Origin of the sequence: Moorella glycerini (assembly GCF_009735625.1) — a bacterium.
Taxonomy (GTDB): Bacteria; Bacillota; DSM-521; order Neomoorellales; family Neomoorellaceae; genus Neomoorella; species Neomoorella glycerini.
Genome location: NZ_CP046244.1, coordinates 1,149,365 through 1,174,676, shown reverse-complemented (window position 1 = coordinate 1,174,676; position 25,312 = coordinate 1,149,365). Strand labels below are relative to the sequence as shown.

Here is a 25,312-nt window from a genome sequence, read left to right as displayed (position 1 = left end):
TGGCAGGTGGAGGCGAAGGTTATGCCGGCAGGGGAACTAAAGGTGGGGCAACTGGTATATTCCCGGGCCGGGCGCGACCAGGGGCGACCTTTCCTGGTCTGGCAGCTGGCCGGGCCCGGCCGGGTTTACCTGGTTGACGGCAAGCTAAGGCGCACCAGTAAACCCAAACTGAAAAACGTCCTCCATGTCCAGGCGGTTAACCGGGTAGCGACGGCTATTGCCGCCCGGTTAAAACAGGGAGAAGTAGTTACCGATGCGGAAGTACGACGGGCTATTGCCCAGCTCTTAGAGACTGAGCAGGCTTGAAAAGGAGGGGTTTATTTGGCCAAAGAGGATGTCATTGAAGTTGAAGGCAAGGTGATCGAACCCCTGCCCAATGCCATGTTTCGGGTAGAGCTGGCCAATGGGCACCGGGTGCTGGCCCATGTCTCCGGTAAGATCCGGATGAATTTTATCCGCATTTTGCCGGGCGACCGGGTAATGGTGGAATTATCACCCTATGACCTGAACCGGGGACGCATCGTTTACCGCTATAAATGAGCTGGGAGGGTTTAGTTTGAAAGTCAAACCTTCAGTGCGGCCTATTTGTGAAAAATGCAAGATTATAAAACGCAAGGGTCGAATTATGGTCATTTGTGAAAATCCCAAGCACAAGCAAAAACAGGGATAGACAGGGGGTAAGGCGTAAATGGCAAGGATTGCCGGGGTAGACCTCCCCCGGGACAAACGGGTGGAAATTGCCCTGACTTATATTTATGGTATTGGCCGGCCTATGGCAAATAAAATCCTGGCTGCGACGGCCGTTAACCCTGATACCAGGGTACGGGATCTAACCGAAGAAGAAGTCAGCCGGCTCCGGGAATATATAGATAAGAATTTAACGGTAGAAGGGGATTTGCGGCGGGAAGTAGCGTTAAATATCAAGCGGTTGATGGAAATCGGCTGTTACCGGGGCCTGCGTCACCGCCGGGGACTGCCGGTACGCGGCCAGCGCACCAAGACCAATGCCCGTACGCGTAAGGGTCCGCGCAAGACTGTGGGCGTGCGACGGAAGAAGTAAGGGGGAGAAGCTATGCCAAGGAAAACTACCCGGCCTCGCCGGCGCGAACGTAAAAATATTGAAAGCGGTGTGGCCCATATTAAATCAACCTTTAACAATACCCTGGTAACCATCACCGATAAAAATGGCAATACCATTTCCTGGGCCAGTGCCGGTACCGTAGGTTTTAAAGGTTCCCGCAAGAGCACACCCTTTGCCGCCCAGATGGCGGCCGAAGCAGCCGCCAGGCAGGCCATGGAACATGGCATGCGCGAAGTTGAGTGCTACGTTAAAGGACCGGGGGCCGGCCGGGAAGCAGCCATTCGTTCCCTGCAGGCGGCAGGGCTCGAGGTCAGCGTCATTAAAGATGTGACCCCTATTCCCCACAACGGCTGCCGGCCACCCAAGCGGCGTCGTGTGTAACAGGATCTTCTAAGGGTCGCAGGAAAACGCCGTCGCTAAGAAGCATGCGACTTGCAGAGGAGGTAATACTTTGGCAAGGTATAAAGAGTCCACCTGCCGCCTGTGCCGGCGGGAAGGCATGAAGCTTTTCCTTAAAGGCGATCGCTGCTACTCGGATAAATGTGCCGTGGCCCGGCGGTCCTATGCCCCCGGCCAGCACGGCCAGGCCAGGAAAAAGCTTTCCGAATACGGCCTGCAGCTAAGGGAAAAGCAGAAGGCCCGCCGCATTTACGGCATCATGGAACGGCAGTTCAGCAACTACTTTGAGAAGGCCGAGCGCATGAAGGGCGTTACTGGTGAAAACCTGCTCATCCTGCTGGAACGGCGCCTGGACAATGTTGTTTATCGCCTGGGTTTTGCCGATTCCCGCGCTCAGGCCAGGATGTTAGTCCGGCACGGTCATTTTACAGTAAACGGCCACAAAGTAAATATCCCTTCCTACCTGGTCCGGCCGGGGGATGTCATTGCCGTCCGGGAAAAGAGCAAAGAGAGCCCGCTTTTCAAAGAGATTGCCGCGGCGGCAGCCCACCGGACGGTGCCGGCCTGGCTTAAGTCGGACCCGGCAGCTTTAGAAGGTCACGTCTTCGCCCTGCCGACGCGGGAGCAGATTGACGTGCCGGTGCAAGAACACCTCATCGTTGAGCTTTACTCCAGGTAAGATGCAGGCTGGATGAGCTCACGAGAAGGAGGGGAACAATGCTCGAAATTGAAAGGCCCAGGATTGAGTGCCTGGAAATGTCCAATAAGTACGGGCGGTTTGTAGTCGAGCCCCTGGAGCGAGGTTATGGAATCACCCTGGGTAATTCCCTGCGGCGGATTCTCCTCTCCTCATTGCCGGGGGCTGCCGTCACCACGGTCAAAATTGAAGGGGTTCTCCATGAGTTTTCCACCATTCCCGGGGTCGTTGAGGATACCACGGAGATTATTTTAAACCTCAAGTCCCTGGCCCTGAAACTCCACACTGATGAACCCAAAGTAATCAGGATTGAGGCCGAAGGTGAAGGCGAGGTTACAGCTGCCGATATTATCACTGATGCTGACGTCGAAGTCTTAAACCCCGACCTGCACATTGCCACCGTAGAAAAAGGCGGCCGCCTGTTTATCGAAATGACGGTGGAAAAAGGACGGGGTTATGTCAGTGCGGAAAAAAATAAAAAAGAGGACCAGCCCATCGGGATTATCCCGGTCGATTCCCTCTTTTCGCCAGTCCATAAAGTAAACTACCAGGTGGAAAACACCCGGGTAGGACAGGTTACTGACTATGATAAACTCACCCTGGAGGTATGGACTGACGGTACTATTGCCCCTGATGAGGCAGTGAGCTCGGCAGCCAAGATTCTCATCGAACACATGCGCCTTTTTTTAGGTTTAACGGAGCGAGTCAGCGATGAAGTGACCATGGTAGAGAAGGAAGAAGAAAGCCGGGATCGCCTCATGGATATGTCCATTGAGGAACTTGATCTATCGGTACGTTCTTACAACTGCCTGAAGCGGGCGGGCATTAATACCGTGGGCGAGCTTTTACAGCGTACGGAAGAAGATATGATGAAGGTACGCAACCTGGGTAAAAAATCCCTGGAAGAAGTCACGCAAAAGCTCGCGGAACTGGGCCTGTCCCTGCGACAGAGCGATGGGTAAAGGGGGGTCCTTTAGATGGGTTACCGTAAATTAGGCCGCCTGTCCGGCCACCGGAAAATGATGCTGCGCAATATCGTAACTTCCTTTTTGCGGGAAGGTAAAATAGAAACCACGGAAATGCGGGCCAAAGAACTAAAAAGCCTGGCCGAGAAAATGATCACCCTGGGCAAAAGGGGTGACCTCCATGCCCGGCGCCAGGCTCTGGCTTACCTGCTGGATGAAGACGTGGTTACCAAATTGTTTAAAGAAATTGGCCCGCGTTATCAGGATAAAAATGGCGGCTATACCCGGATAATTAAGACCGGCTTCCGCCAGGGTGACGGCGCGCCCATGGTGCGCATTGAACTGGTATAAACCATGATCGAGGTCCAGGGCGTCACTTTTTCCTACCCGGGAGCTACCGTACCGGCCCTGGAAACTATAAGTTTAATTATCAAACCGGGGGAATTTCTGGCTATCACGGGCCCCAATGGTTCCGGCAAATCCACCCTGGCCAGGTTACTAAATGGCCTGCTGCGGCCCGGGGAAGGTCGCGTACTGGTAGACGGCCTGGACACCCGGGACGAAGCTTCTCTGGTAGACATTCGCCGCCGGGTAGGGATGGTCTTCCAGGACCCCGACAACCAGCTGGTGGCAGCTACCGTAGAAGATGATGTAGCCTTCGGGCTGGAAAATCTGGGCCTGCCGCCGGCTGAAATAAGGCAGCGGGTAGCAGCCGCCCTGGAGGCTGTGGATCTGGTAAATTTAAGGACCAGGCCTCCCCACCGCCTCTCGGGGGGGCAGAAACAGCGCCTGGCCCTGGCCGGCGTCCTGGCCATGGAACCCCGCTACCTGGTCCTGGACGAGGCTACGGCCATGCTGGACCCGGTAGCCCGGGAGGAAATTCTCCAGAAGGTATTGGAATTACGCCGGGAAAAAGGGCTGGCCGTTATCCTCATAACTCACCTGATGGAAGAGGCAGCCCGGGCAGAACGGATCCTGGTCCTGAAGGCGGGGCAGATACTTTTAGCCGGCCCGCCGGCGGAAGTGATGCAGCAGGAGGAGAAGCTGGCCGCAGCGGGACTTAAGGTGCCGGTAACCGTTGCCCTGGGCAAGGGTTTAAGGCAGGCGGGTTTAAAATTACCGGCCAATTTAGTCACAGTGGAGGAGATGGCCCGGGCCCTATGGAAATTGGCCTCCAGGAAGTAAGTTTTGCCTACCAGGTAGCCGGCCGGCAGTTACCGGTGCTGGAAAACATCACTCTCAGAGTTTCTCCGGGCGATTTCCTGGCCGTTACCGGGGCCGGGGGTTCGGGGAAATCAACCCTGGCCATGCTCATGGCCGGCCTGCTGGAACCCACAGCGGGCCGGGTTACCCTGCACGGGCAGCCGGCCAGGGGGCGGGGTAAAGGGAAAGGTTTATCACCTTGGCAGAGGGTGGGTATGGTCTTTCAACAGCCGGAGCAGCAACTCTTTGCCGAAACGGTGGCTGAAGATGTAGCCTTTGGCCCCCGGAACCTGGGCCTTGGCGGGGCCAGGCTCGAAGCAAGGGTAAAGGCGGCCCTCCGCGCTGTAGGCCTGGACCCGCAAGCGGTGGGCGGGCGTTCCCCCTTTACCTTAAGCGGGGGACAGCAGCGCCGGGTAGCCATCGCCGGGATCCTGGCCATGGAGCCGGAGGTTTTAATCCTGGATGAGCCGACGGCCGGGCTGGACCCGGCCGGCCGGGAACAGGTACTTAACGTTGTCCGGGCCTTTTACCGCCGGCCCGGGAAAGCAGTAGTCCTTATCTCCCATAATATGGTTGAGGTGGCCGAACTGGCCCGGGAGGTTATAGTTTTACACCAGGGACGGGTGGCTCTCCAGGGTACGCCCCGGGATATTTTCCGCCAGGGAGAAGCTTTAAGATCCTATGGCCTTATCCCGCCGCCCCTGACCAGCCTGATGCAGGTGTTGCGCCGCCGGGGGGCCCCGGTACCCCTGGATGTCCTCACCCTGGCCGAGGCCCGGGACGCCATCCTGGCCTGGCTGGGGGTTTAGCTGTATGCTGATCGAGCTGGGGCAATATATCCCGGGGACAAGCAGCATCCATCACCTGGATCCCCGGTCTAAACTGCTGGGCCTGCTCCTTTACGGCATAGCCCTCCTTGCTGCGCCAACGGGTATGGCTGCAAGCCTTACCGGGGCAACCATTTTACCGGTAATAATCCTGGCCGGCCTGGCACCGGCCTTTATCTGGCGCCAGTTGAGGCCGCTAATTGTTTTCCTGTTAATTATCTTTATCTTCCAGGTGGCGTTCACACCGGGGGAAGTAATGGCTGTGGTGGGCCCGGTGAGGATTACCCGGGAGGGGCTTAACTACGGTTTACTGGCCCTGGCCAGGGTGTTTTTCCTGGTCCTGGCCGCGGCTGTACTCATGGCCACGACCGATCCCCTGGCCCTGGCTGACGGCCTGGAGCGGCTGCTAAGACCAGGGCAGAGGCTGGGCCTGCCGGCCGGTGAACTGGCCCTGATGCTGACCCTGGCCCTCAGATTTGTGCCTACCCTGCTGGAAGAAGCCGAGCGGATTATGCGGGCGCAAGTTGCCCGGGGAGCGACCTTCCAGGGCAGCAAGATTAAAAACTTAATGCCCCTGGTCATCCCTCTTTTTGTCAGTGCCTTTCGCCGGGCCGAAGGCCTGGCCGAAGCCATGGAAGCCCGGGCCTACCAGGGGGGCCAGGGCCGCACCCGGATGCGGGAGTTGCATTTCAAGGCGGCAGATTATCTCTTCCTCCTGCTGGCCGGCCTCCTAGCGGCCGGGTCGGCGTATTACCGGCTAAGGTTTGGAAGTTAGGATTGAAGATACCGCTAAGGAAAGGGGAGGGATATGTCCCTGCGCCGCTCAAGAGCTACGCGCCGACAGGACAACGGCTCGGTTCGGACCGTTGCACGCCGCCTGCGGATTGCCAATGAAAAGGCTCCTGGTTCCGCAAGCTTTAATCCTTCTATAAGTTGGCAATTGTTTCCTCTCAAAGGCGCGCTCAGGCGTCCTCGGCGGCGGCAACGGTTACCCTCACCTCGCCTGTCCTGTTACCGGCGCTCCGCTAATCGCGTCTCCGGGACATATCCCTCCCATATGTTAGGAGGCTAACTTCCGCCCATGCCGCACCTGAAAATTACCCTGGCCTATGACGGCACCAATTACGCCGGCTGGCAGGTGCAGCCGGTGGCCCACGGGCCTACCATCCAGGGTGTCGTAGCCGCAGCCTTAAACCGGCTGACAGGGGAAAGGATCTGCCCGGTGGCTGCGGGGCGGACGGACGCCGGGGTTCATGCCCGCGGCCAGGTAATCAGCTTCAGTACCGCCAGCCGCATACCGGTAGAGCGCTGGCCCTTGGCCTTGAACAGCCTCCTGCCGGAAGATATAGCGGCCCTGGCTGCCGAGGTAGCCCCGCCGGGGTTCCATGCTCGTTACAGCGCCCGGTGGAAATGGTACCGCTATACCATTTACAACCACAGCCTGCCCGATATCTTCAGCCGCCGTTACAGCTGGCAGGTACGTCACCCCCTGGACTTTGCAGCTATGGCCAGAGGCGCAAGTTACCTGACGGGCCGGCATGATTTCCGCTCCTTTTGCGCCGCCGGCAGCCCGGTGCGTCACTATGAACGTGAGGTTCTGAAGGCGCACTTACGCCGCCAGGGCAACTTTATTTTTTTTGATGTGGTGGCTAACGGCTTTCTCTACCATATGGTAAGGATTATGGCCGGCACCCTGGTGGAAATTGGCAGGGGACGCCTGCAACCGGAGGATGTCCCGGTAATACTTGCCGCCCGTTCCCGGGAAAAGGCGGGCCCGACGGCCCCGCCCCAGGGGCTGTGCCTGGAAAGGGTAGCATACTAATTTTCTTGACTTGCCGGGATTAATTGCTTAAAATAGTTTCGTGACAGGAACAGGAGGGAGAAAATGACCACCTTTATGGCCAAACCACATGAGGTGGAGCGGAAGTGGTATATTATTGACGCGGCCGGTAAAACTCTGGGTCGCGTAGCTACCGAAGCTGCCCGTCTCCTAAGGGGCAAGCATAAATCCATCTTTACCCCCCATGTGGATTGTGGTGATCACGTTATTGTTATAAACGCAGAAAAAGTACGCCTTACCGGCAAAAAGCTCCTGCAAAAGAAATATATCCGCCACAGCGGTTACCCTGGCGGCTTAAAGGTTATGAATTATGCCCAGCTATTAAAGACTTTTCCCGAGCGAGCCATTGAGAAGGCCGTTAAAGGGATGATCCCCCATAATCGCCTGGGCCGGCAAATGGCCAAGAAACTCAAAGTCTACCGGGGCGACAGTCATCCCCACGCGGCCCAGCGGCCGGAAGCCTGGGAGATCAAGGATTAATCGAAGGAGGCGAAAATTTTGGCCCAGGTACAGTTTTACGGTACGGGAAGGCGAAAAAATGCCGTGGCCCGGGTGCGCCTGGTTCCCGGCGAGGGCCGGGTGTTAATTAACGAGCGCCCCCTCGATGAGTATTTTGGCCAGCAGATCCTGGCGATGCAGGTACGCCAGCCCCTGGAAGTAACCAATAACATGGGCCGCTTTGATGTCCTGGCTAAAGTTGAGGGCGGCGGGATCAGCGGCCAGGCCGGTGCCGTCAGGATGGGCATCGCCAGGGCCCTGTTACAGGCCGATGCCGACCTGCGCCCGGTGCTGAAACGTAATGGCTTCCTTACCCGTGACCCGCGGATGAAGGAAAGAAGGAAGTACGGCTTAAAGAAGGCCCGCAAGGCACCGCAATTCTCCAAGCGTTAAGAAGGGGTGTTTCTGATGCACATCAAGACGGTGTTCACGCCCCGCCTGCAGGAGAGCATGAGGCAAGGCGGCTGCGGCAACTGTCATGTTTCCTGCCAGTCGGCCTGCAAGACCTCCATTACCGTCAGCAACCAGCCCTGCGAACGTGAAGAAAAGAAGTAAGCCCCAAGGCCCGGCTTTTCCAGTCGGGCTTTTGTTGTACGTGGTGGAGCTATCGGGCTTCTAGTAACTGCGGGTTACTGATTGTAGTTAGACTGGCTTTGTTTTCGCGCGCACCAAAGCCCTTGCGGAGCGGCCTAAGGCTCAGCCTCGGGCTCGGGCGGGGTTCCCGGCCTATTCGGCATCCTTGCCTTTAGAATCCGGTCTCGGACCTCCTGTCCTCGGCCCCGCTTATCATCCCTCGGCTTCGCCAGGGCCGCTTCGCCGCTCGGGCCAAGTCGCTCGCTCCAAACAAAAGCCAGTCTAAAATTTATGTCCTATCTATGGAGGAGAACGATATTGCCATCCCTAAATCTCCAAAATGTTGACTGGCAGGGGGATGTCCACTGGTTCGACTTTGAAGACCTCTGCTTGCTCCTGGACGTCAATAGTGGTGCTGTCCATATAATCGACGCTCCCACCCGGGCTGTTCTGGAAGAACTGCGGGCCGGGGAAGAACATGGCACCTTAACCGAAGCCGACTGGCTGGCGCTCTTGCCCTTGTCCACCCGGGAGTGGGGTGCCGGCACAGTCCGGGAAGTCTGCCAGGAACTGGCGGCCAAACAGGCCGGGGGAACCCTCTTTACCGTCGATGAGGCAGGCCGGGCCTACCGGCCACCGGAGCCCAGCCTCCAGGCCCTCTGCCTCCACGTGGCCCATGACTGCAATATGCGTTGCCGTTACTGCTTTGCCGGCGGTGGCCCCTTTGGCGGCGAGCGGGGCTTAATGAGCCGGGAGACGGGATACCAGGCCCTGGACTTGCTTTTTAAAGAATCCGGCAGCCGCCCCCGGGTAGAAATCGACTTCTTTGGCGGGGAGCCGCTGCTCAATCTCGGCGTCGTTCAGGATCTGGTAGCTTACGGCCGGGAAAGGGCGGTGGCTACCGGGAAAAAGATCAGCTTTACCCTGACCACCAATGGCCTGGGCTTGACGCCGGCCATCGAGAAGTACCTCATTGAGAACCAGATCAGTGTCATTTTGAGCCTTGACGGTCGCCCGGAAGTCCATGACCTTAACCGGCGGACCGTCTCCGGCCAGGGCACTTATCATTTAGTTGTCCCCCGGGAACAGCATTTTGTCGCCGCCCGGGAGCACCGTGACTACTGGGTGCGGGGAACCTATACCCGCCAGAACCTCGATTTTACCAGGGACATCCTGCATATGGTAGAATTAGGATTTCGTTACCTGTCCCTGGAACCGGTAGTAGCCGCACCGGAGGCTGAATATGCTATTAAGGAGGAGGACCTGCCGCGTCTGGCCCGGGAATACCGCTACCTGGCCCGGGCTTACCTGGAGGCCAGGGCTAAAGGCAAGCCCTTTAACTTTTTCCATTTTAACATTAATGCGGCTGCCGGGCCCTGCCTCACCAAAAGGCTTACCGGTTGTGGTGCGGGCACCAGTTACCTGGCGGTAACCCCCGGCGGTGACCTTTATCCCTGCCACCAGCTGGTGGGGAGAAGGGATTACTGCCTGGGCAACGTCCGGAAAGGGATCTTGCGCCCTGATTTAAGGGAAGATTTTCGCCAGGCCTACGTTTACAACCAGCCGGCCTGCAGCCGCTGCTGGGCTCGTTTCTACTGCAGCGGTGGATGCCATGCGGCCAACCTGGCTGCTACCGGGGATTTGCGGCAACCAGCGCCTGTACCTTGCGCCATCCAGCAGATGCGCCTGGAAGCGGCCCTCTATGTCCAGGTCAAGGAAGTTGTTAAAGGCTGATCTTACCAGGGTATATCACAAAGGCCCTGTACCAGGGTTAAAGAAAGGGCAAAAATTTTCTAAGCGGGGAGGATTCCTGCTTTCAGAAGTAGAATATAGATGGTAAAAGGCAGGGAAAAGTAAATCCTGCCGTAAAAAGGGGGAGAGGAGGAACGTCATGCCGCCGCCAGGTAAGTTGCCCGATGTGGCGGCCGCAGCAGGTCGTTTCTTAAAGAAATGGCCGGCACGGTGGAAAGAAACAGACGGCAGGAAGAAAAAAAAGTTTTACTTACTAAGCGGTATCCTGGCCGGGGGATTGCTGCTGCTGGCAGGATGGTACCAGTTTACCGCTCCCAACGCCTGGGCAGTAATAATTAACGGCCGGCAGGTGGCTGTGGTTACCAGCCGGGTTGATGTCAACCAGGTTATCCAGGATGTCCTCAAGGAACGCGGGGCAGGAAGTTACCAGGGCTTACAGATCACCGACCAGGTTGACTATAAAAAAGTCCGGGTCAACCCGCGGGAAATCGTGGATGGCCAGCAATTGAAAAATATATTGCAAGGCACGCTACATTTCGTGGCGGCAGCGACGGTAATAACCATTAACGGTCAACCAGAGCTTATCGTGCGGGATGATAGTATTGCGGAAGCGGTACTGGCCGAATTAAAACAAGCCTACCTGCCGCTGCCGGGGAACGGGGAGATCCAGGAGGTCAGGTTCCTGGAGCAGGTAGCCTATGAGCACCGGCCGGCCCGGCCAGAAGAAATTTTAAGCCCGGAGGCAGCCCTGGCCAGGCTCAAGGGAACTTCTCCTGCGAGCCAGGAGTATATCGTTAAAGAAGGCGATTCCCTGTGGACCATCGCCCGGGAACACGGGTTGCTGGTTGACGATATTAGAGCAGCCAACCCGGAAATCAAGGGCGAACGCCTGGATATTGGCCAGCGGTTGCGACTCACGACAGAGAAACCCCTCCTCCAGGTAATGGTCGTCTATAGCCAGGAAGTGCAAGAGCCTGTTCCCTATGATGTGAAAGTAGAAACGAATACCGACCTCTTACGAGGCCAGGAAAGGGTAAAACAGGCGGGGTCAGAGGGCCAACGCCTGGTTACCTACCAGGTAGTGACCAAAAATGGCGTCCAGGTTGAGAAAAAAGTTATCCAGGAGCAGGTACTGAAAGAACCTGTCACCAAAATAGTGGAACGGGGTACGCGGGTAGTCCTGGCTTCCCGCGGCGGTTCCGGCCGCCTGGCCTGGCCCATCCGCGGCTCTATTACTTCCCCCTATGGTTATCGCGGCCGGGAGTTCCACTCTGGCATGGATATTGATGGTTACGTCGGGCAGCCGGTAGGGGCCGCCGAGGCCGGGACGGTAACCTTTGCCGGTTACGACGGCGGCTACGGCCGGATGATTGCCATTGACCACGGCGGCGGCCTGGTCACCCGGTATGCCCATCTATCGGGCTTTAACGTCCGTGTGGGCCAGCAGGTGAGCCGGGGGCAGGTTATCGGCTATGTAGGTGTTAGCGGCCGTACCACCGGGTCCCACCTCCACTTTGAAGTCCTGGTCAATGGCAGTTTCCGTAACCCGTACGGATTTTTAAACTAGATTTTTATTGCCATCCCTGTGGACAGGCCGCAGGGATTTTTTCTTGCCTGATCTTGCCTGGACTAAAGTGGGAGCGTATAATAACTATAGTTTAAACATAGAAGGGAGGCATGATGGACTTTAAGCGGGTGCATAATATAGCCATAATCCCGGGAGCCCTGCCTAAGTACGGGCGATCCGTAAGCCATTACTAAGACTTGCGGCGATATGTTACTTTGCAAAGGAGGTAGAGCAAGGTGCCCCATGATTTGCTAATTATCGGTGGGGGTCCGGCCGGGCTGACGGCGGCTCTTTACGGCGCCCGGGGCGGGTTGGATACCGTGGTGCTGGAGATGGGTGCTCCTGGTGGTCAGGCCGGGCAGACGGACAGGATTGAAAATTATCCTGGCTTCCCCGAAGGCATTAACGGTATGGAACTCGCCATGAAGTTTGCCGAACAGGCCCAGCGTTTCGGTGCCAGGATAGAGATGACCACAGTCCAGAGAGTGGAGCTTAACGGGGAAATTAAAAAAGTCTTCACCGGGAGCGGCGAGTTTACGGCGAGGGCAGTAATCATCGCCAGCGGTGCTCACCCGCGGCCCCTGGGAGTACCGGGGGAAGAGGAGTTTCGCGGCCGGGGCGTTTCCTACTGCGCCACCTGCGACGGCGCTTTCTTCCGGGACAAAAAGGTCGCTGTAGTCGGCGGGGGTGACTCGGCAGTGGAAGAAGCTCTCTTTCTGACCCGTTTTGCCAGCCAGGTGACCATTATCCACCGCCGTGACGCCTTAAGGGCAACGAAAGTACTCCAGGAACGGGCCCGGGATAACCCCAAGATTTCCTTCCACTGGAATACAGTTGTAACAGGGATTATGGGCCGGGAAAAGATCAGCAGCCTGGAGTTAAAAGATGTAAAAAGCGGTGTCACCAGGGAAGAAGCCTTCGACGGGGTCTTTATTTTTATCGGCCTGGAGCCCAACACCGGTTTCCTGAAGGGGGCCCTGACCCTGGATTCCCAGGGGTATATTATTACCCGCGAAAACCTGGCCACGTCCATCCCCGGTGTTTTTGCCGCCGGCGACGTCCGAGCCAAGGATTTCCGCCAGGTGAGTACGGCTGTAGGTGACGGGGCAGTGGCGGCCATGGCGGCCGAGCGCTACCTGGCCGGCCTGTAGAAAGGAGGGGTGAAACAATGGCTGAAGCTACCCTGCAGGTCGAAGGGATGACCTGTAATCACTGCAAAATGAGCGTGGAAAAGGCCCTGAGGGGCCTGGAAGGTATCACGGTAGTAGCAGTCGACCTGGCGGCTAAAACGGCCCATGTTACTTATGATCCTGCTAAGGTAAACCTGGAAGCTATGAAAAAGGCTGTAACTGAGGCTGGTTATGAAGTAAAGTAAACTTTCACCAGACCGGCCCGGCAATTTCCAGTAGACACCAAAAAGCGAACTACTTTTAAATCCGGGGCTAAGCTGGCTCCGGATTTTTTACACTCATTACCAGTGAAGCTGCCACCAGGAATATAGTATAATCCAGACGGAGGAGCCCCTGGGGGAGGGGAGAAACATGTTTCAACACTGGTGGCAGGCAATCATTGCCATCTGCCTGGCTATGCTGGTAGTTGCGGGAGTTATCCTGGCCCGTACTACGGCATTACCGCGTACCCTGAGCTACAGCCTGGTCCGCCAGGTAGTGACGGGGCATACCGCCTGGCAGACCCGCAACTGGCTGGAGATAGATAGCACCCATTTCCGCCTCCGCTACCGGCCGGAGGATGCAGCCATAGCCCCCCTGGTCCTGGCAACTGCCGAGGAGGCTTACGGGCCGGCTGGTGCCATGTTACAATACGAACCTCAGGGTAAAACTTTAATTATCCTTTACCCGGACCGGGAGAGTCTCGCGCGCCAGTTTGGCTGGGCGGCCAGCGAAAGTGCCATGGGGGTTTACTGGGGCGGGGTTATCCGCGTACTTTCGCCCTATGACTGGGTGGCCAGTCAGGACCCGGAAGAGATTGCCGGCATTTTTGCCGCCTCGGGCCCCGTGGCCCATGAATTGACCCACCTTTTGGTGGACGAAAAGGCCCGGGGTAATTACCCGCGCTGGCTGACGGAAGGTATTGCCCAGTATGTAGAAAAGGAACTTACTGGCTTTACCATGGCGGGTTCGCCGGGCGCTACCGGCTGGTATCCCTTAAAGGCTATGGATTACGGTTTTGATAGCCTCCCTGACCAGGCCCTGGCTTACCGCCAGTCGTTTTTAATGGTTGACTACCTGATAAAACGCTGGGGCTTGCCGGACCTGCGCCGGGTCTTGGAACGCCTCGGCCAGGGGGCCACCCTGGACCGGGCATTCCAGGAAGTCCTGGGTACCAGTACTGCTGGCTTTGAGGGTGCCTTTACCGGGGAAATTCCCGTAAGCAAGTTTTCACAAAGCCTTTAACTTTCCTTCACAAAAATATCACATCTCCGGGTTATATTAAAACCATGGAAATACCCTATAAGGGTATTTGCCCAAAATGGAGGTGTGATTACATGTTCAGGCTCAAGAGGTACTTCTTGCGCCCGGTGGCCCACTGCTCCGGCGGTCACAGTGGGTAGTCCCGGGCATGACGTTAAACTGCCCAACCATCCTCCCTTATAGCTTTTTTCCTTAGCTCCTGGAATGGCTTCCGGGGGCTTTTTTTTACCTTTTACATTATAAAGAAGGGGAGAGCAGGCAATATTAGAACTGAAAGAGGAGGGCATATTTTTGCGTTATCTTTCTTCCAGCAGCTTTAAGTACGTGCGGGTCCTGGCAGTAGTGCTGCTATTTTTTCTCAGTGCGGCCCTTGGTGCCGGGATGGCCATTGTTCTGGCCCCGCGCCTGGTGCAGCGGCCCCTGGCACCGGCCCCTGGACCTCCGGCCCGGTTAACCCCACCGGCAGGACAACCGGTCCAATTTACAGCCGATTCACCGGTAGTTGCCATTGCCAGGCAGGTGGGCCCGACCGTCGTCGGGGTGGCGGCCTTGACGGGCCATAGTTTTACCGGTGATGCCGGGGTAAAACAGGGTTCCGGCGTTATTTTTGACGGTACCAACGGCTATATTGTTACCAATAACCACGTCATTGCCGGCGCCGAGCGGGTCACCGTCAGCCTCGACCACGACCAGGTTTACCCGGCCACATTGGTGGGAGCCGACGAGCGCAGCGACCTGGCAGTTCTGCAGATCAAGGGAACCAATTTGCCCCAGGCCCGCCTGGGGGATTCGGGCACCGTGCAGGTAGGGGAGACGGTAGTGGCCATTGGTAACCCCCTGGGCCGGGAGTTTGCCCGTTCGGTAACGGTGGGGGTCATCAGTGCCCTGAACCGGGAAGTGACCGTGCCCGGGCCCCGGGGTGTAGAGATTACCCTCCGGACTCTCCAGACCGACGCTCCCATTAACCCCGGCAACAGCGGCGGTGCCCTGGTAAATTTAAGGGGGGAAGTTATCGGCATCAACAGCGTTAAAATAGCCGCGAGCGGGGTGGAGGGCATGGGTTTTGCCATACCCATCAACGACGTCCGGCCTATTATCGACCAGATTCTGACCCGGGGTTATGTTACCCATCCTTTCCTGGGGATTTATAACCTCAGGGAGATTACCCCGGAAATGGCCCGGTGGTATAATATACCGGAGGGGGTTTATATCGGCGGCATCTTTAATGATGGCCCGGCGGCTAAGGCCAGATTGCAGGTGGGCGATGTCATTATCGCCGTAGACAACAATAAGGTGGCGAGTTACGCCGACATCCAGCGCTTGATTAATAAAAAATCGCCGGGGGATAAAGTAACTTTAACTGTTGTCCGCCTGGCAAGCAAAAAGCAACTTAATTTTACGGTAACCCTGGGTGAAATGCCGTCGAAATAAGGAAGCATGCAGCACATTGACATTATAGTCGTTGGCCGTGTCCGGGAGCAATATTTAAGTACCGGGATAAATGAATACTTAAAGCGCCTGCAGCCCTATGCCCGGGTGCGTATCCTGGAGGGGCCGGAAGAAAAGGTCCCGGATCATTTGTCCCCGGCCCGGGTCGAGCAGGTCCTGGCCGCTGAAGGAGCAGGGCTGAAGCGTCTCTTGCGGCCTGGCGCTTATACCATCGCCCTGGACCGGGAGGGCGTGATGCTATCTTCGGAAGAGCTGGCCACGCGGCTGGCTGATCTAGCCCTGGCCGGGCGCAATGACCTGGCCTTTGTCATTGGCGGTACCCTGGGCCTGGCTAGAGACCTCCTGGAGTTTGCTGACTTGCGCCTCTCCTTTTCCCGCTTTACCTTTCCCCACCAGCTCATGCGCTTAATCCTCCTCGAACAGCTCTACCGGGCCTATAAAATCCAGCGTGGAGAAACCTACCACCGTTAAGCAACCCTCCTTCCTGAGCCCTTGTCTTTTATTGCTCCTTACCATAGAATTTATAGAGGCTAAATATAAGGCCGGGCTATTCGTGAGGGTACCCTGCCCTGGGAACGAAGCAGTAAGAAGGTCTTTTGAGGGGGAGATTAAGACCATGGGGAAAGAGATCCTGGTAATCGGGCACCAGCGACCGGATACGGATTCTATTGCTGCGGCCATTGGTTATGCCGGTTTGAAGAACGAATTGCACCAGGGGGGCTTCCAGGCCGCAAGGTGTGGGAAGCTCAACAGGGAAACGGAGTTTGTCCTTTCTTATTTCGCTGTAACTGTCCCGCCCTTAGTTGACGATGTCCGCACCCGGGTAAAGGATGTCCTGGACGGCGGGCTCCTCTTCATCCACCCGGAAGCGACGGTGCGCCAGGCCGGGATTTTTATGCGCCAGCACGGCGTTAAAACCCTGGCCGTCGTCAATAATGAGCGGCGCCTCCTGGGCCTCTTTACAGTGGGAGACCTGGCGCGGTTACTCCTGGAAGCCTGGGATACCGGCAACGTACCCATGGACGAGCCCGTTCAAAAAGTAATGCACAGGGATAACCTGGTGGTTTTTCACCAGGACGATCTCATCACGGAAGTCCGCCAGACCATGCTGGACACGCGTTACCGCAATTACCCGGTGGTTGACGACGACCACTGCCTGGTGGGTTTAATTGCCCGCTATCACCTGCTGGCCATGCGGGGCAAAAGGGTCATCCTGGTGGACCATAATGAAAAGAGCCAGGCCGTGCCCGGCATTGAAGAAGCGAAGATCCAGGAGGTTATTGATCACCACCGCCTGGCCGACATCGAAACGGCAGAACCCGTTATGGTCCGCAATGAACCGGTAGGGAGTACGGCCACCATTGTCAGCAAGATGTACCGGGAACAGGGCCTTAAGCCCGAAAAGGCTGTTGCCGGCATCTTATGCGCGGCCATCCTTTCCGACACCCTGCTTTTTAAATCACCAACAAGCACCTTAACCGATAAAGAGCAGGCGGAGTGGCTGGCCGGGATAGCAGGCATAGACGTTAATGATTTTGGCCGGGAAATGTTCCGGGCCGGTTCTTCCCTGGCCGGCCGCTCGGGACGGGAGATTATCCTGGAAGACTTTAAAAACTTCAACTTTGGCGGTACCATGGTCGGCATTGGCCAGATTGAGATTATCGATCCCGGCACCCTGCCGGTGGGGCGGGAAGAGCTCCTGGCTGAACTGGAAAAGCTCCAGGTAGAAAAGAATTATGATCTCATTGTGCTGATGGTCACCGATTTGATGCGGAACGGCACGGAGTTGCTTTACACCGGTCCCCAGGCGCGGGCCGTAGAGCGGGCCTTTAATGTTGCTCCGGGGGTGAGCAGTGTCTTTTTGCCCGGGGTCATGTCCCGCAAAAAACAGGTGGTACCGCCTTTACAGCGCCTTTTGCAGAAGTAAAAGGTAATGGCGCCTCCGGTGCGGTAAAGCAACCGGAGGCGTTTTATGCTTTGCTGCCCTGGCCGGATACTAAGACCTCAGATCCGTAAATAATGACTTTCCAACTGTCTTTACATGTGGTAAGATAAGTAGAGCCAAAAGATCTTATTGTGGCTAAGAAAGGAGATGGTCCTTTGAGTATTGCCCGGCGTTTAGAAGGATTACCCCTGGGGGCCTTTCATTACCGGTTGCTCCTTATCTGCGGCATAGGCTGGCTTTTTGATGCCATGGATGTGGGCCTGGTCTCCTTTGTTTTGCCGGCAGTGGGTAAAGAATGGCATCTTTCTGCCGCCCAGATGGGAGCCCTGGGCAGCATTGGCCTTTTAGGGATGGGCCTGGGTGCAGTTGCAGGCGGCACTTTAAGCGATCTCCTGGGACGCAAAAAGGTCTTTACTTACACCCTGATTTTCTATGGTGTAGCTACTTTCCTGGCGGGACTGGCAGTTAATTACCCCTGGCTGATGCTTTTGCGCTTCCTGGTGGGCCTCGGCCTGGGAGCCGAGGTACCGGTAGCCTTTACCCTGATGAGCGAATTTTCTCCTACTCGCTACCGGGGCCGCATGGCGGTCCTGCTGGAAAGCTTCTGGGCCTTTGGGTGGATTGCTGCAGCTCTGATAGGCTACCTGGCCGTACCCCGGTGGGGCTGGCGCCTGGCCTTCTTTATTGGTGCCCTGCCGGCCCTGTATGCTGCCGTTTTGCGCCGGGCCCTGCCGGAATCTCCCCGCTACCTGGAGAAAATAGGTAAAGTTGAAGCGGCTGAAGCAATAGTGGCCATGGTGGAGAAAAGCAGCGGCGGCCCTGCGGGAGAAATACTAACTGGCCCGGAAGGGGAGGGTGAAACTGCAGCCAGGGTAACCTTCAGCGATCTCTGGTCCCGGCGCTATTTCCGGCGCACCCTCTGCCTGTGGCTCTTATGGTTCGGGATTAACTTTTCCTATTACGGCATTGTCACCTGGTTGCCTTCCCTGATGGTGGGCAGGGGTTTTGCCATCATCAAGAGCTTTGAATACGTGTTAATCATGACCCTGGGCCAGGTACCGGGCTACTTCAGCGCCGCTTACCTGGTGGAGAAGATCGGTCGTAAAGCCACCCTGGTGACTTACCTGGCCTTGAGCGGTGGAGCAGCCTATATGTTCTCCCTCAGTACCACCACCAGCCAGCTTATTCTCTGGGGCCTGGCAGTCTACTTCTTTAACCTGGGAGCCTGGGGAGTCCTTTACGCCTATACGCCGGAGCTTTACCCCACGGCCATCCGGGCTACCGGTTCCGGCTGGGCCTCCTTCTGCGGCCGCATTGGCGCCATCCTCGCTCCCCTGATAGTAGGGCAGATGCTGGTCCTTATGGGCCAGGCGGCAGCCTACCCGGTGATCTTCCTCCTCTTTACCGCCGTCTTTGTCGTCACCGCTATCGGGATGCTTCTTTTAGGCATTGAAACCAAGGGTAAAACCCTGGAGGAACTTTTTTTAACCCCTTGACGCCGGGCCGGTCCTTCTGCTAAACTTATTTTTACACAACCTGGAAAGAATAAATCCCATGACGGGGAAAAGTAGGCTCTAGCGGCCTGCCCAGCGAGCCGGTGCTGGTGGGAGACCGGCCGGGAAGCTAGAGTTGAAGTTCTCCCCGGAGGAGCAGGCTGAAGGCCGGTAACAACCGGCTGGGTAGGCCGGGCCGGAGCTCCCGCCGTTAAAAGGGAGGGGGTATCGGAAAGGATGCAGCCGGAGGCTTTCGCGCGCTCGTTCTTTCGCTGTGGCGTCGGGGGAAGCCGGAAGGTAATACCTGTTTCTTTTCCCGTACCCTTTAATGAGTGGGCTGCTTCTATGCAGCCAAGGAGGGTGGTACCGCGGGTAGAACTCCTCGTCCCTGGGACGGGGAGTTTTATTTTGCCGTTATTTCCAGGAGGGAGGAATGGACTGTGATCATCGTTATGAAACCGGGAGCAACCCGGGAACAGATCGAGGCTGTAAGTGAACGCCTGGTAGAACTGGGCTTTAAGACCCACCCCATCTATGGCCAGGAAAAGACCGTTATCGGTGCTATCGGCGACAAGAAAGCCCTGAGTTCGGAAGCTATCATCAACCTGCCCGGCGTCGAAAAAATTGTCCCCATTATGAAGCCCTATAAACTGGTCAGCCGGGAACTGAAGGAGACGCCGACCATGGTACGGGTCGGCGGGGTGCCGGTAGGCGGCCGCGGCCTGGTGGTCATGGCCGGTCCCTGTGCCGTGGAAAGCGAGGAACAGCTTTTGAGCGCGGCCCGGGCCGTCAAGGCCGCCGGAGCCCAAATCTTGCGCGGCGGCGCCTTTAAACCGCGCACCTCTCCCTATGCCTTCCAGGGCCTGGAGGAGGAAGGCCTCAAAATGCTGGCCCGGGTGCGGGAGGAGGTAGGGTTGCCCTTTGTCACCGAAGCCGTGGACACCCGGGATGTGGCCCTGGTGGCCGAATATGCCGACGCCCTCCAGATTGGCGCCCGCAACATGCAGAACTTCCGCCTACTAAAGGAAGCCGGGGCTACCGGTAAGCCCATCCTCCTGAAGCGGGGTCTGGCAGCGACCATCGAAGAGTGGCTCATGGCAGCCGAATACATCCTGGACAGCGGCAATCCCAATGTGATTTTGTGCGAGCGAGGGATCCGTACCTTTGAGACGGCCACCCGTTTCACCCTGGACCTGGCTGCCGTGGCTGTGGTCAAAGAAAACTCCCACCTGCCGGTAATAGTTGACCCCAGCCATGGTACGGGAAGCTGGCGCCTGGTCCTACCCATGGCCCGGGCTGCGGTGGCTGCCGGCGCCGACGGGCTGATCATCGAGGTCCACCCCGACCCGGCCCGGGCCCTTTGCGACGGTCCCCAATCCCTGCACCCGGAAACCTTTGACCGCCTGATGGGCGAGCTGGCGCCGGTAGCCCTGGCTGTCGGCCGCGGCCTGGCCCCCCCAGGTGTATTTCTTGAAAAGGCTGCGGTCCTGGCGGGCGGGAAGTAGCCCGGCAATGGCCGGTCTATCACCAGGGTAACAGTTTTATAAGCATAAGCTCCCCGGCCCGGAGCTTTCTTTTTTTATCAAGGCAATATTTGCTATTGCAAGGTATAATTAACAACGAGAATTGTTAAATTATCGTTAAAAATAAAAAGGAGATCAGTCTTTTCTGGAGAATTATAACTTAAGGACCCAAAAAATCCCGAAGGGATGTGCGTGGCTTGAAGAAGGACGTACTGGTGAAGGTCAAGGGCACCCAGACCAACGAGCTGGGGGAAAAGGATTCCATCGAGCTGGTTACCGAAGGTCGCTTCTTCATCCGGGATCAACACTACTACATCCTTTACAATGAAACCAGTCTATCGGGAATGGAGGGTACCACCACCACTTTAAAGGTCGAACCCCGGCGGGTAACCTTGAACCGCATGGGTACGGCCGAGCAAAAAACAACCTTTGAAGCAGGTATTTTAAATGCCGGCTTCTACGTAACTCCATACGGTACGATGAAGATTACCGTATTACCTTCTAAAGTGGAAGTCGACTTGACAGAACGGGGCGGAAGTATTAATCTAGAGTATGAATTGCAGGTCGGCCAGGAGAAAATCAGCGACAACCAGTTAGAGATTACGGTTGAGCGCCTGGAAAGTTACGCTTGAAGGAGTACAGGTAGGGCGTGAATATAGTACAGGAAACCAGAAGGCGGCTGGCAGCGGTATTGAGGGATGCCGCTGCCGCCGCCCGGGCAGCCGGGGAGATAAGCTTTGATGAGCTGCCTGATTTTGTAATTGAGACGCCGCGGGATAAATCTCACGGCGACTTTGCTGCTAACCTGGCCTTGTTGCTGGCCAGGCAGGCCCGCCAGTCACCCAGGAACGTAGCGGAAGCACTGGTGCGACACCTGGAAATACCCCAACCCGGCGTGGCCAGGATCGAGGTGGCCGGACCGGGCTTTATTAATTTTACCCTGGACAACCAGTGGCTCTTACCGGTATTGCCGGCCGTCCTGGCCGAAGACGAGCATTACGGCTGGTGCAATATCGGCCAGGGGGCTAAGGTTCAGGTGGAGTTTGTCAGTGCCAATCCTACCGGGCTCCTGCATATGGGCAATGCCCGGGGGGCGGCCCTGGGAGATAGTATAGCCAACCTCCTTACAGCCGTGGGCTACGACGTTACCCGCGAATTCTATATTAACGACTCCGGCAACCAGATTGAGAACTTCGGCCTTTCCCTGGAGGCACGCTACCTGCAGGCCCTGGGTCAGGAGGCGACCATCCCCCCTGACGGTTACCACGGCGAGGACCTGGTAGAGACGGTGGGCCATTTTATTGACCGGTACGGGGACAGGTACCTGGACGCCGACCCGGCTTTAAGGCGGGAAATGCTAGTCCGCTATGCCCTGGAGGAAAAGCTGGCCGCCATTCGCCAGGTGCTGGAGGATTTTGGCGTTACCTATGACGTCTGGTTCAGCGAGCAGTCCCTGCACGATTCCGGGGCCGTTGCCCGGGCCATAGCCGACCTGGATAGGGCTGGCTATATTTATGAGAAGGACGGTGCCCTGTGGTTTAAAGCCACCCGTTTTGGCGAAGAAAAGGATGAGGTGGTGGTCCGTAAGAACGGTCTGCCCACCTATTTTGCTGCCGATATTGCCTACCACCGCAATAAATTCGAGCGGGGCTTTGAACGGGTCATCAATATCTGGGGCGCCGACCACCACGGCCATGTGGCCCGCCTGAAAGGGGCCCTCCAGGCCCTGGGTTACGACCCGGGGCGCCTGGAAGTAGTTCTCATGCAACTGGTCCGCCTTTACCAGGGCGGCGAGGTTTTACGCATGTCCAAGCGTACCGGCCGTTACGTAACGCTGAATGAGCTGATTGAAGAGGTGGGCCGGGACGCCGCCCGTTATTTCTTTGTCATGCTGAAGAGCGACAGCCACCTGGAGTTTGACCTCGACCTGGCCCGGTCGCAAACGGCCGACAACCCCGTTTACTACGTCCAGTACGCCCATGCTCGCATTTGCAGTATCCTGCGCCTGGCAAAGGATAGGGGCCTGGCAGTTCCCCCGGCCCGGGAGGCCCGCCTGGATCTTTTAAAAGAGCCGGCCGAGCTGGAGTTAATCAAACAGATTGCCGCTTTACCGGAGACGGTAGCCGGGGCGGCCCAGGCCCTGGAGCCCCATAGACTCACCCGTTTTGCCCATGACCTGGCCGGCCTGTTCCACAGCTTTTATACCAGCTGCCGCGTCCTGGCCGACGACCCGGAAATAAGGAAAGCACGCCTGGTACTGGTGGAAGCTACCCGTATAACCTTGCGCAACGTCCTGCACCTCCTGGGGGTCAGCGCTCCGGAGAGGATGTAGGATGAACGAAAGTGTCATTTTACGGAGGAAATTATGCCTGCGAAATTTATTTTTGTTACCGGCGGTGTCACATCTTCTTTAGGGAAGGGGATAACCGCCGCTTCTTTAGGCAGACTTTTAAAGAGCCGGGGCCTGAAAGTCGCCATCCAGAAATTTGACCCCTATATCAACATTGACCCCGGCACCATGAGCCCCTACCAGCACGGTGAGGTTTTTGTCACCGACGATGGTGCGGAAACCGACCTGGACCTGGGACACTACGAGCGCTTTATTGATATTAACTTGACCCGGGCCAGCAACGTCACCGCCGGCAAGATTTACTGGTCGGTCATCACCAAAGAACGCCGGGGCGACTACCTGGGGGGTACGGTCCAGGTCATACCCCATATTACCAATGAGATCAAAGAGCAGCTCTACCGGGTGGCCGAAGAAAGCGACCCGGATGTGGTAATCACCGAGATTGGCGGTACGGTGGGCGACATTGAGTCCCTACCCTTTCTGGAAGCCATCCGCCAGATGAAAAGCGACATCGGCCGCGACCGCGTCCTCTATATCCATGTCACCCTTGTCCCCTACCTGCGGGCTGCCAGGGAAGCCAAAACCAAACCCACCCAGCACAGCGTCAAAGAATTGCGCAGCATCGGTATCCAGCCCGATATCATCGTCTGCCGGACGGAACGTCCCTTTTCCCGGGAAATGGAGGAAAAAATAGCCCTCTTCTGCGACATCGACCCCGATGCCGTCATCCAGGCCTGGGATGCTGATTCCATCTATGAAGTCCCGCTGCTAATGGAAAAGGAAGGCCTGGATAGCATTGTGGTAGAACGCCTGAAGTTAAATTGTGGCCCCGCTCAGATGGATGACTGGCGGGCCATGGTAGAGCGCATGAAGAGCATCGCCCGCCACCTGGAGATTGCCCTGGTGGGTAAATATGTAACCCTGCCCGACGCCTACTTAAGCGTTGTTGAGGCTTTGCGCCATGCCGGTTTCTACCACGGCGTCCAGGTGGATATCCGCTGGATCTACTCGGCCGAGCTGGAGCGGGGCGGGCTGGACCAGCTCCAGGGTGTGGCCGGTATTCTGGTGCCGGGGGGATTTGGTGACCGGGGCATCGAAGGGAAAATTTTAGCAGCCCGGTATGCCCGGGAAAAGAGGGTACCTTACCTGGGTATCTGCCTGGGCATGCAGCTGGCGGTGGTAGAGCTGGCCCGCCATGTCTGCGGCCTGAAAGAAGCTCACAGCGCGGAAATTAACCCGGAAACGCCCCACCCGGTCATTGATTTATTACCGGAACAAAAGAATATAGCCGAAAAAGGCGGTACCATGCGCCTGGGGCTGTACCCCTGCCGGCTGCAGCCGGGGACGAAGGCCTACCAGGCCTACGGCGAAGAAGTAATCTACGAGCGCCATCGCCATAGGTACGAATTCAATAACAGCTACCGGGCGGAACTGACGGCCAGGGGTATGGTCATTAGCGGGACTTCTCCCGATAACCGCCTGGTGGAGATCATCGAGCTGGCCGACCATCCCTGGTTTGTCGCCAGCCAGTTCCACCCGGAATTTAAATCGCGACCCAACCGGCCCCATCCCCTGTTCCGGGACTTTGTGGGGGCGGCCCTGGCTTATCAAGGGGGGCAAGGGGTATGAACCGCCAGGCAAGGCTCATCGGCCCGGAGGAGGAAAAGCGCTTTGACGCTTTCATTGCCAGCCATCCCAAGGGTCATTTTCTCCAGTCTTATGGCTGGGGTGAGGTGAAGGCCACTACCGGATGGCAACCCTTACGGCTTGTCCTGGAGAAGGGGGGCAGCATCGTGGCTTGCGCCAGCCTTCTGAAAAGGCAGCTCCCTTATGTTGGCAAATCTATCCTCTATGCCCCCCGGGGTCCGGTGGTGGACTTCCATGACGCTAACCTCTTCAGCGAACTCCTGGCCGCCGTCGACGGCGTGGCGCGGCAGGAAGGGGCTATTTTACTGAAAATCGACCCCGATATCCCGGAAAGCGATACGGCCGTAAAGCAGATGCTTAAGGAAAAGGGTTTCCGCCTGGCGAACAAAGGGGCTGGTTTTGAAGGCGTCCAGCCACGCCATGTCTTCCGCCTCGATTTAACCCCTTCCCCGGAAGAACTCCTGGCCAACATGCACAGCAAAACCCGTTATAATATCCGCCTGGCGCAAAAAAAGGGTGTGATCATCAAAGATGATTGTACCCTGGATGACCTGCCAGTTTTTTATGAGATTTTAAAAGAAACCACCCTCAGGGACCGTTTCCTGGTGCGCTCCTACAGCTATTTTGAAACCATGTGGCGGGAGATGGTGAAGCGCGGCTACGCCAGGCTTTTCCTGGCCTACTACCAGGGGGAGGCCATTGCCGGCGCCCTGGCCTTTATCATGGGTGACAAGGCCTGGTACCTCTACGGCGCCTCCAGCAACCGCCACCGCAACGCTATGCCCAACTACCTCCTGCAGTGGGCCATGATCCTGTGGGCCAGGGAACAGGGCTGTACCATGTACGACTTCCGCGGCGTGCCGGGTGACCTGGACGAAAAGAACCCCCTCTACGGCCTCTATCGTTTTAAGAAGGGCTTCAACGGCACCTTTACCGAGTTTATCGGCGAGTACGACCGTGTCTACTCCCCCTTTTACTACTGGCTCTGGCAGTCGATCTTGCCCCTCTATTCCCAAGGTTTCCGCCGCCTGCTTTTTTGGAAGAAAAAGGCTACCGCGGAAGAATGAAATT

The 25,312-nt window shown here is 57.0% G+C and carries 29 protein-coding genes and 1 other annotated feature; all 29 genes read left to right on the top strand.

What is annotated here, in order from left to right; genetic code table 11:
- The first annotated feature begins 6 nt into the window (after nt 1-6).
- The 29 genes from MGLY_RS05780 to MGLY_RS05640 all read left to right on the top strand — a co-directional run bounded on the left by MGLY_RS05780 (nt 7) and on the right by MGLY_RS05640 (nt 25,308).
- Nucleotides 7-306, top strand: coding sequence for a KOW domain-containing RNA-binding protein (locus MGLY_RS05780; RefSeq protein WP_211662091.1), 300 nt, complete (start codon nt 7-9; stop codon nt 304-306).
- Between the two features lie 15 nt (nt 307-321).
- Nucleotides 322-540, top strand: coding sequence for a translation initiation factor IF-1 (infA, locus tag MGLY_RS05775; protein ID WP_054937146.1), 219 nt, complete (start codon nt 322-324; stop codon nt 538-540).
- Between the two features lie 16 nt (nt 541-556).
- Entirely contained in the window at nt 557-670 is a 114-nt protein-coding gene (rpmJ, locus tag MGLY_RS05770) for a 50S ribosomal protein L36 (RefSeq protein WP_141263453.1), read from the top strand.
- Nucleotides 671-688: 18 nt separating this feature from the next.
- The gene (gene rpsM / locus MGLY_RS05765) at nt 689-1,060 is read left to right on the top strand and encodes a 30S ribosomal protein S13 (RefSeq protein WP_156272480.1); all 372 of its coding nucleotides are present in this window, start codon (nt 689-691) and stop codon (nt 1,058-1,060) included.
- Nucleotides 1,061-1,072: 12 nt separating this feature from the next.
- On the top strand, nt 1,073-1,462 hold the full coding sequence (gene rpsK, locus MGLY_RS05760) for a 30S ribosomal protein S11 (protein WP_054937144.1): 390 nt from the start codon (nt 1,073-1,075) through the stop codon (nt 1,460-1,462).
- Between the two features lie 70 nt (nt 1,463-1,532).
- Nucleotides 1,533-2,159 carry a 30S ribosomal protein S4 gene (gene rpsD / locus MGLY_RS05755; protein ID WP_156272479.1) on the top strand — a complete coding sequence of 209 codons (627 nt, stop codon included), beginning with the start codon at nt 1,533-1,535 and terminating at the stop codon, nt 2,157-2,159.
- A 38-nt stretch (nt 2,160-2,197) separates the two neighbouring features.
- Nucleotides 2,198-3,139 carry a DNA-directed RNA polymerase subunit alpha gene (locus MGLY_RS05750; RefSeq protein ID WP_156272478.1) on the top strand — a complete coding sequence of 314 codons (942 nt, stop codon included), beginning with the start codon at nt 2,198-2,200 and terminating at the stop codon, nt 3,137-3,139.
- Nucleotides 3,140-3,154: 15 nt separating this feature from the next.
- On the top strand, nt 3,155-3,493 hold the full coding sequence (gene rplQ / locus MGLY_RS05745; protein WP_054937141.1) for a 50S ribosomal protein L17: 339 nt from the start codon (nt 3,155-3,157) through the stop codon (nt 3,491-3,493).
- Nucleotides 3,494-3,496: 3 nt separating this feature from the next.
- On the top strand, nt 3,497-4,327 hold the full coding sequence (locus MGLY_RS05740; RefSeq protein WP_156272477.1) for an energy-coupling factor transporter ATPase: 831 nt from the start codon (nt 3,497-3,499) through the stop codon (nt 4,325-4,327).
- Complete coding sequence (locus MGLY_RS05735; protein ID WP_156272476.1) at nt 4,303-5,154, top strand: energy-coupling factor transporter ATPase; 852 nt, start codon at nt 4,303-4,305, stop codon at nt 5,152-5,154. Before MGLY_RS05740 ends, MGLY_RS05735 begins: the two co-directional genes overlap by 25 nt.
- A 4-nt stretch (nt 5,155-5,158) precedes the next feature.
- Nucleotides 5,159-5,947 (top strand): energy-coupling factor transporter transmembrane component T family protein, encoded by a 789-nt coding sequence (locus MGLY_RS05730; RefSeq protein ID WP_156272475.1) that lies wholly within the window; start codon nt 5,159-5,161, stop codon nt 5,945-5,947.
- 306 nt (nt 5,948-6,253) lie between these two features.
- A complete protein-coding gene (gene truA / locus MGLY_RS05725) occupies nt 6,254-6,994 on the top strand; it encodes a tRNA pseudouridine(38-40) synthase TruA (RefSeq protein WP_156272474.1) in 741 nt (246 codons plus the stop codon).
- 63 nt (nt 6,995-7,057) lie between these two features.
- Nucleotides 7,058-7,492, top strand: coding sequence for a 50S ribosomal protein L13 (rplM, locus tag MGLY_RS05720; protein WP_156272473.1), 435 nt, complete (start codon nt 7,058-7,060; stop codon nt 7,490-7,492).
- A gap of 18 nt (nt 7,493-7,510) precedes the next feature.
- The gene (gene rpsI, locus MGLY_RS05715; protein WP_156272472.1) at nt 7,511-7,903 is read left to right on the top strand and encodes a 30S ribosomal protein S9; all 393 of its coding nucleotides are present in this window, start codon (nt 7,511-7,513) and stop codon (nt 7,901-7,903) included.
- Between the two features lie 12 nt (nt 7,904-7,915).
- Nucleotides 7,916-8,065: a six-cysteine ranthipeptide SCIFF gene (scfA, locus tag MGLY_RS05710; RefSeq protein WP_062281428.1), complete on the top strand. Its 150-nt coding sequence runs from the start codon at nt 7,916-7,918 to the stop codon at nt 8,063-8,065.
- A 336-nt stretch (nt 8,066-8,401) separates the two neighbouring features.
- On the top strand, nt 8,402-9,817 hold the full coding sequence (gene scfB / locus MGLY_RS05705) for a thioether cross-link-forming SCIFF peptide maturase (protein WP_246187422.1): 1,416 nt from the start codon (nt 8,402-8,404) through the stop codon (nt 9,815-9,817).
- A 157-nt stretch (nt 9,818-9,974) separates the two neighbouring features.
- The gene (locus MGLY_RS05700) at nt 9,975-11,402 is read left to right on the top strand and encodes a M23 family metallopeptidase (RefSeq protein WP_156272471.1); all 1,428 of its coding nucleotides are present in this window, start codon (nt 9,975-9,977) and stop codon (nt 11,400-11,402) included.
- Nucleotides 11,403-11,638: 236 nt separating this feature from the next.
- Nucleotides 11,639-12,553 carry a thioredoxin-disulfide reductase gene (gene trxB / locus MGLY_RS05695; protein ID WP_156272470.1) on the top strand — a complete coding sequence of 305 codons (915 nt, stop codon included), beginning with the start codon at nt 11,639-11,641 and terminating at the stop codon, nt 12,551-12,553.
- Nucleotides 12,554-12,570: 17 nt separating this feature from the next.
- Nucleotides 12,571-12,777, top strand: a complete 207-nt coding sequence (locus MGLY_RS05690; protein WP_156272469.1) for a copper ion binding protein — start codon at nt 12,571-12,573, stop codon at nt 12,775-12,777.
- Nucleotides 12,778-12,943: 166 nt separating this feature from the next.
- The gene (locus MGLY_RS05685; RefSeq protein ID WP_156272468.1) at nt 12,944-13,816 is read left to right on the top strand and encodes a peptidase MA family metallohydrolase; all 873 of its coding nucleotides are present in this window, start codon (nt 12,944-12,946) and stop codon (nt 13,814-13,816) included.
- Nucleotides 13,817-14,125: 309 nt separating this feature from the next.
- Nucleotides 14,126-15,265: a S1C family serine protease gene (locus MGLY_RS05680; RefSeq protein WP_170290939.1), complete on the top strand. Its 1,140-nt coding sequence runs from the start codon at nt 14,126-14,128 to the stop codon at nt 15,263-15,265.
- Nucleotides 15,266-15,271: 6 nt separating this feature from the next.
- On the top strand, nt 15,272-15,754 hold the full coding sequence (rlmH, locus tag MGLY_RS05675; RefSeq protein ID WP_156272467.1) for a 23S rRNA (pseudouridine(1915)-N(3))-methyltransferase RlmH: 483 nt from the start codon (nt 15,272-15,274) through the stop codon (nt 15,752-15,754).
- A 145-nt stretch (nt 15,755-15,899) separates the two neighbouring features.
- Nucleotides 15,900-17,210, top strand: a complete 1,311-nt coding sequence (locus MGLY_RS05670) for a putative manganese-dependent inorganic diphosphatase (protein WP_156272466.1) — start codon at nt 15,900-15,902, stop codon at nt 17,208-17,210.
- 173 nt (nt 17,211-17,383) lie between these two features.
- Nucleotides 17,384-18,724 carry an MFS transporter gene (locus tag MGLY_RS05665; RefSeq protein WP_156276217.1) on the top strand — a complete coding sequence of 447 codons (1,341 nt, stop codon included), beginning with the start codon at nt 17,384-17,386 and terminating at the stop codon, nt 18,722-18,724.
- 49 nt (nt 18,725-18,773) lie between these two features.
- Nucleotides 18,774-19,114: a binding site (T-box leader), on the top strand.
- A 47-nt stretch (nt 19,115-19,161) separates the two neighbouring features.
- Nucleotides 19,162-20,226 carry a 3-deoxy-7-phosphoheptulonate synthase gene (aroF, locus tag MGLY_RS05660; protein WP_156272465.1) on the top strand — a complete coding sequence of 355 codons (1,065 nt, stop codon included), beginning with the start codon at nt 19,162-19,164 and terminating at the stop codon, nt 20,224-20,226.
- Between the two features lie 215 nt (nt 20,227-20,441).
- Entirely contained in the window at nt 20,442-20,876 is a 435-nt protein-coding gene (locus tag MGLY_RS05655; RefSeq protein WP_156272464.1) for a YwiB family protein, read from the top strand.
- Nucleotides 20,877-20,893: 17 nt separating this feature from the next.
- On the top strand, nt 20,894-22,576 hold the full coding sequence (gene argS, locus MGLY_RS05650) for an arginine--tRNA ligase (RefSeq protein ID WP_156272463.1): 1,683 nt from the start codon (nt 20,894-20,896) through the stop codon (nt 22,574-22,576).
- Between the two features lie 33 nt (nt 22,577-22,609).
- The gene (gene pyrG, locus MGLY_RS05645; RefSeq protein WP_156272462.1) at nt 22,610-24,223 is read left to right on the top strand and encodes a CTP synthase; all 1,614 of its coding nucleotides are present in this window, start codon (nt 22,610-22,612) and stop codon (nt 24,221-24,223) included.
- Entirely contained in the window at nt 24,220-25,308 is a 1,089-nt protein-coding gene (locus MGLY_RS05640; protein WP_156272461.1) for a lipid II:glycine glycyltransferase FemX, read from the top strand. Before pyrG ends, MGLY_RS05640 begins: the two co-directional genes overlap by 4 nt.
- Nucleotides 25,309-25,312: the final 4 nt, after the last annotated feature.

What these genes read in the sequence shown, in the direction of transcription:
- rpsM (WP_156272480.1), top strand. Translation starts at nt 689, where the DNA reads ATGGCAAGGATTGCCGGGGTAGACCTCCCCCGGGACAAACGGGTGGAA.
- rpsK (WP_054937144.1), top strand. Translation starts at nt 1,073, where the DNA reads ATGCCAAGGAAAACTACCCGGCCTCGCCGGCGCGAACGTAAAAATATT.
- MGLY_RS05750 (WP_156272478.1), top strand. Translation starts at nt 2,198, where the DNA reads ATGCTCGAAATTGAAAGGCCCAGGATTGAGTGCCTGGAAATGTCCAAT.
- rplQ (WP_054937141.1), top strand. Translation starts at nt 3,155, where the DNA reads ATGGGTTACCGTAAATTAGGCCGCCTGTCCGGCCACCGGAAAATGATG.
- MGLY_RS05740 (WP_156272477.1), top strand. Translation starts at nt 3,497, where the DNA reads ATGATCGAGGTCCAGGGCGTCACTTTTTCCTACCCGGGAGCTACCGTA.
- MGLY_RS05735 (WP_156272476.1), top strand. Translation starts at nt 4,303, where the DNA reads ATGGAAATTGGCCTCCAGGAAGTAAGTTTTGCCTACCAGGTAGCCGGC.
- MGLY_RS05730 (WP_156272475.1), top strand. Translation starts at nt 5,159, where the DNA reads ATGCTGATCGAGCTGGGGCAATATATCCCGGGGACAAGCAGCATCCAT.
- truA (WP_156272474.1), top strand. Translation starts at nt 6,254, where the DNA reads ATGCCGCACCTGAAAATTACCCTGGCCTATGACGGCACCAATTACGCC.
- rplM (WP_156272473.1), top strand. Translation starts at nt 7,058, where the DNA reads ATGACCACCTTTATGGCCAAACCACATGAGGTGGAGCGGAAGTGGTAT.
- MGLY_RS05700 (WP_156272471.1), top strand. Translation starts at nt 9,975, where the DNA reads ATGCCGCCGCCAGGTAAGTTGCCCGATGTGGCGGCCGCAGCAGGTCGT.
- MGLY_RS05690 (WP_156272469.1), top strand. Translation starts at nt 12,571, where the DNA reads ATGGCTGAAGCTACCCTGCAGGTCGAAGGGATGACCTGTAATCACTGC.
- MGLY_RS05685 (WP_156272468.1), top strand. Translation starts at nt 12,944, where the DNA reads ATGTTTCAACACTGGTGGCAGGCAATCATTGCCATCTGCCTGGCTATG.
- rlmH (WP_156272467.1), top strand. Translation starts at nt 15,272, where the DNA reads ATGCAGCACATTGACATTATAGTCGTTGGCCGTGTCCGGGAGCAATAT.
- MGLY_RS05670 (WP_156272466.1), top strand. Translation starts at nt 15,900, where the DNA reads ATGGGGAAAGAGATCCTGGTAATCGGGCACCAGCGACCGGATACGGAT.
- pyrG (WP_156272462.1), top strand. Translation starts at nt 22,610, where the DNA reads ATGCCTGCGAAATTTATTTTTGTTACCGGCGGTGTCACATCTTCTTTA.
- MGLY_RS05640 (WP_156272461.1), top strand. Translation starts at nt 24,220, where the DNA reads ATGAACCGCCAGGCAAGGCTCATCGGCCCGGAGGAGGAAAAGCGCTTT.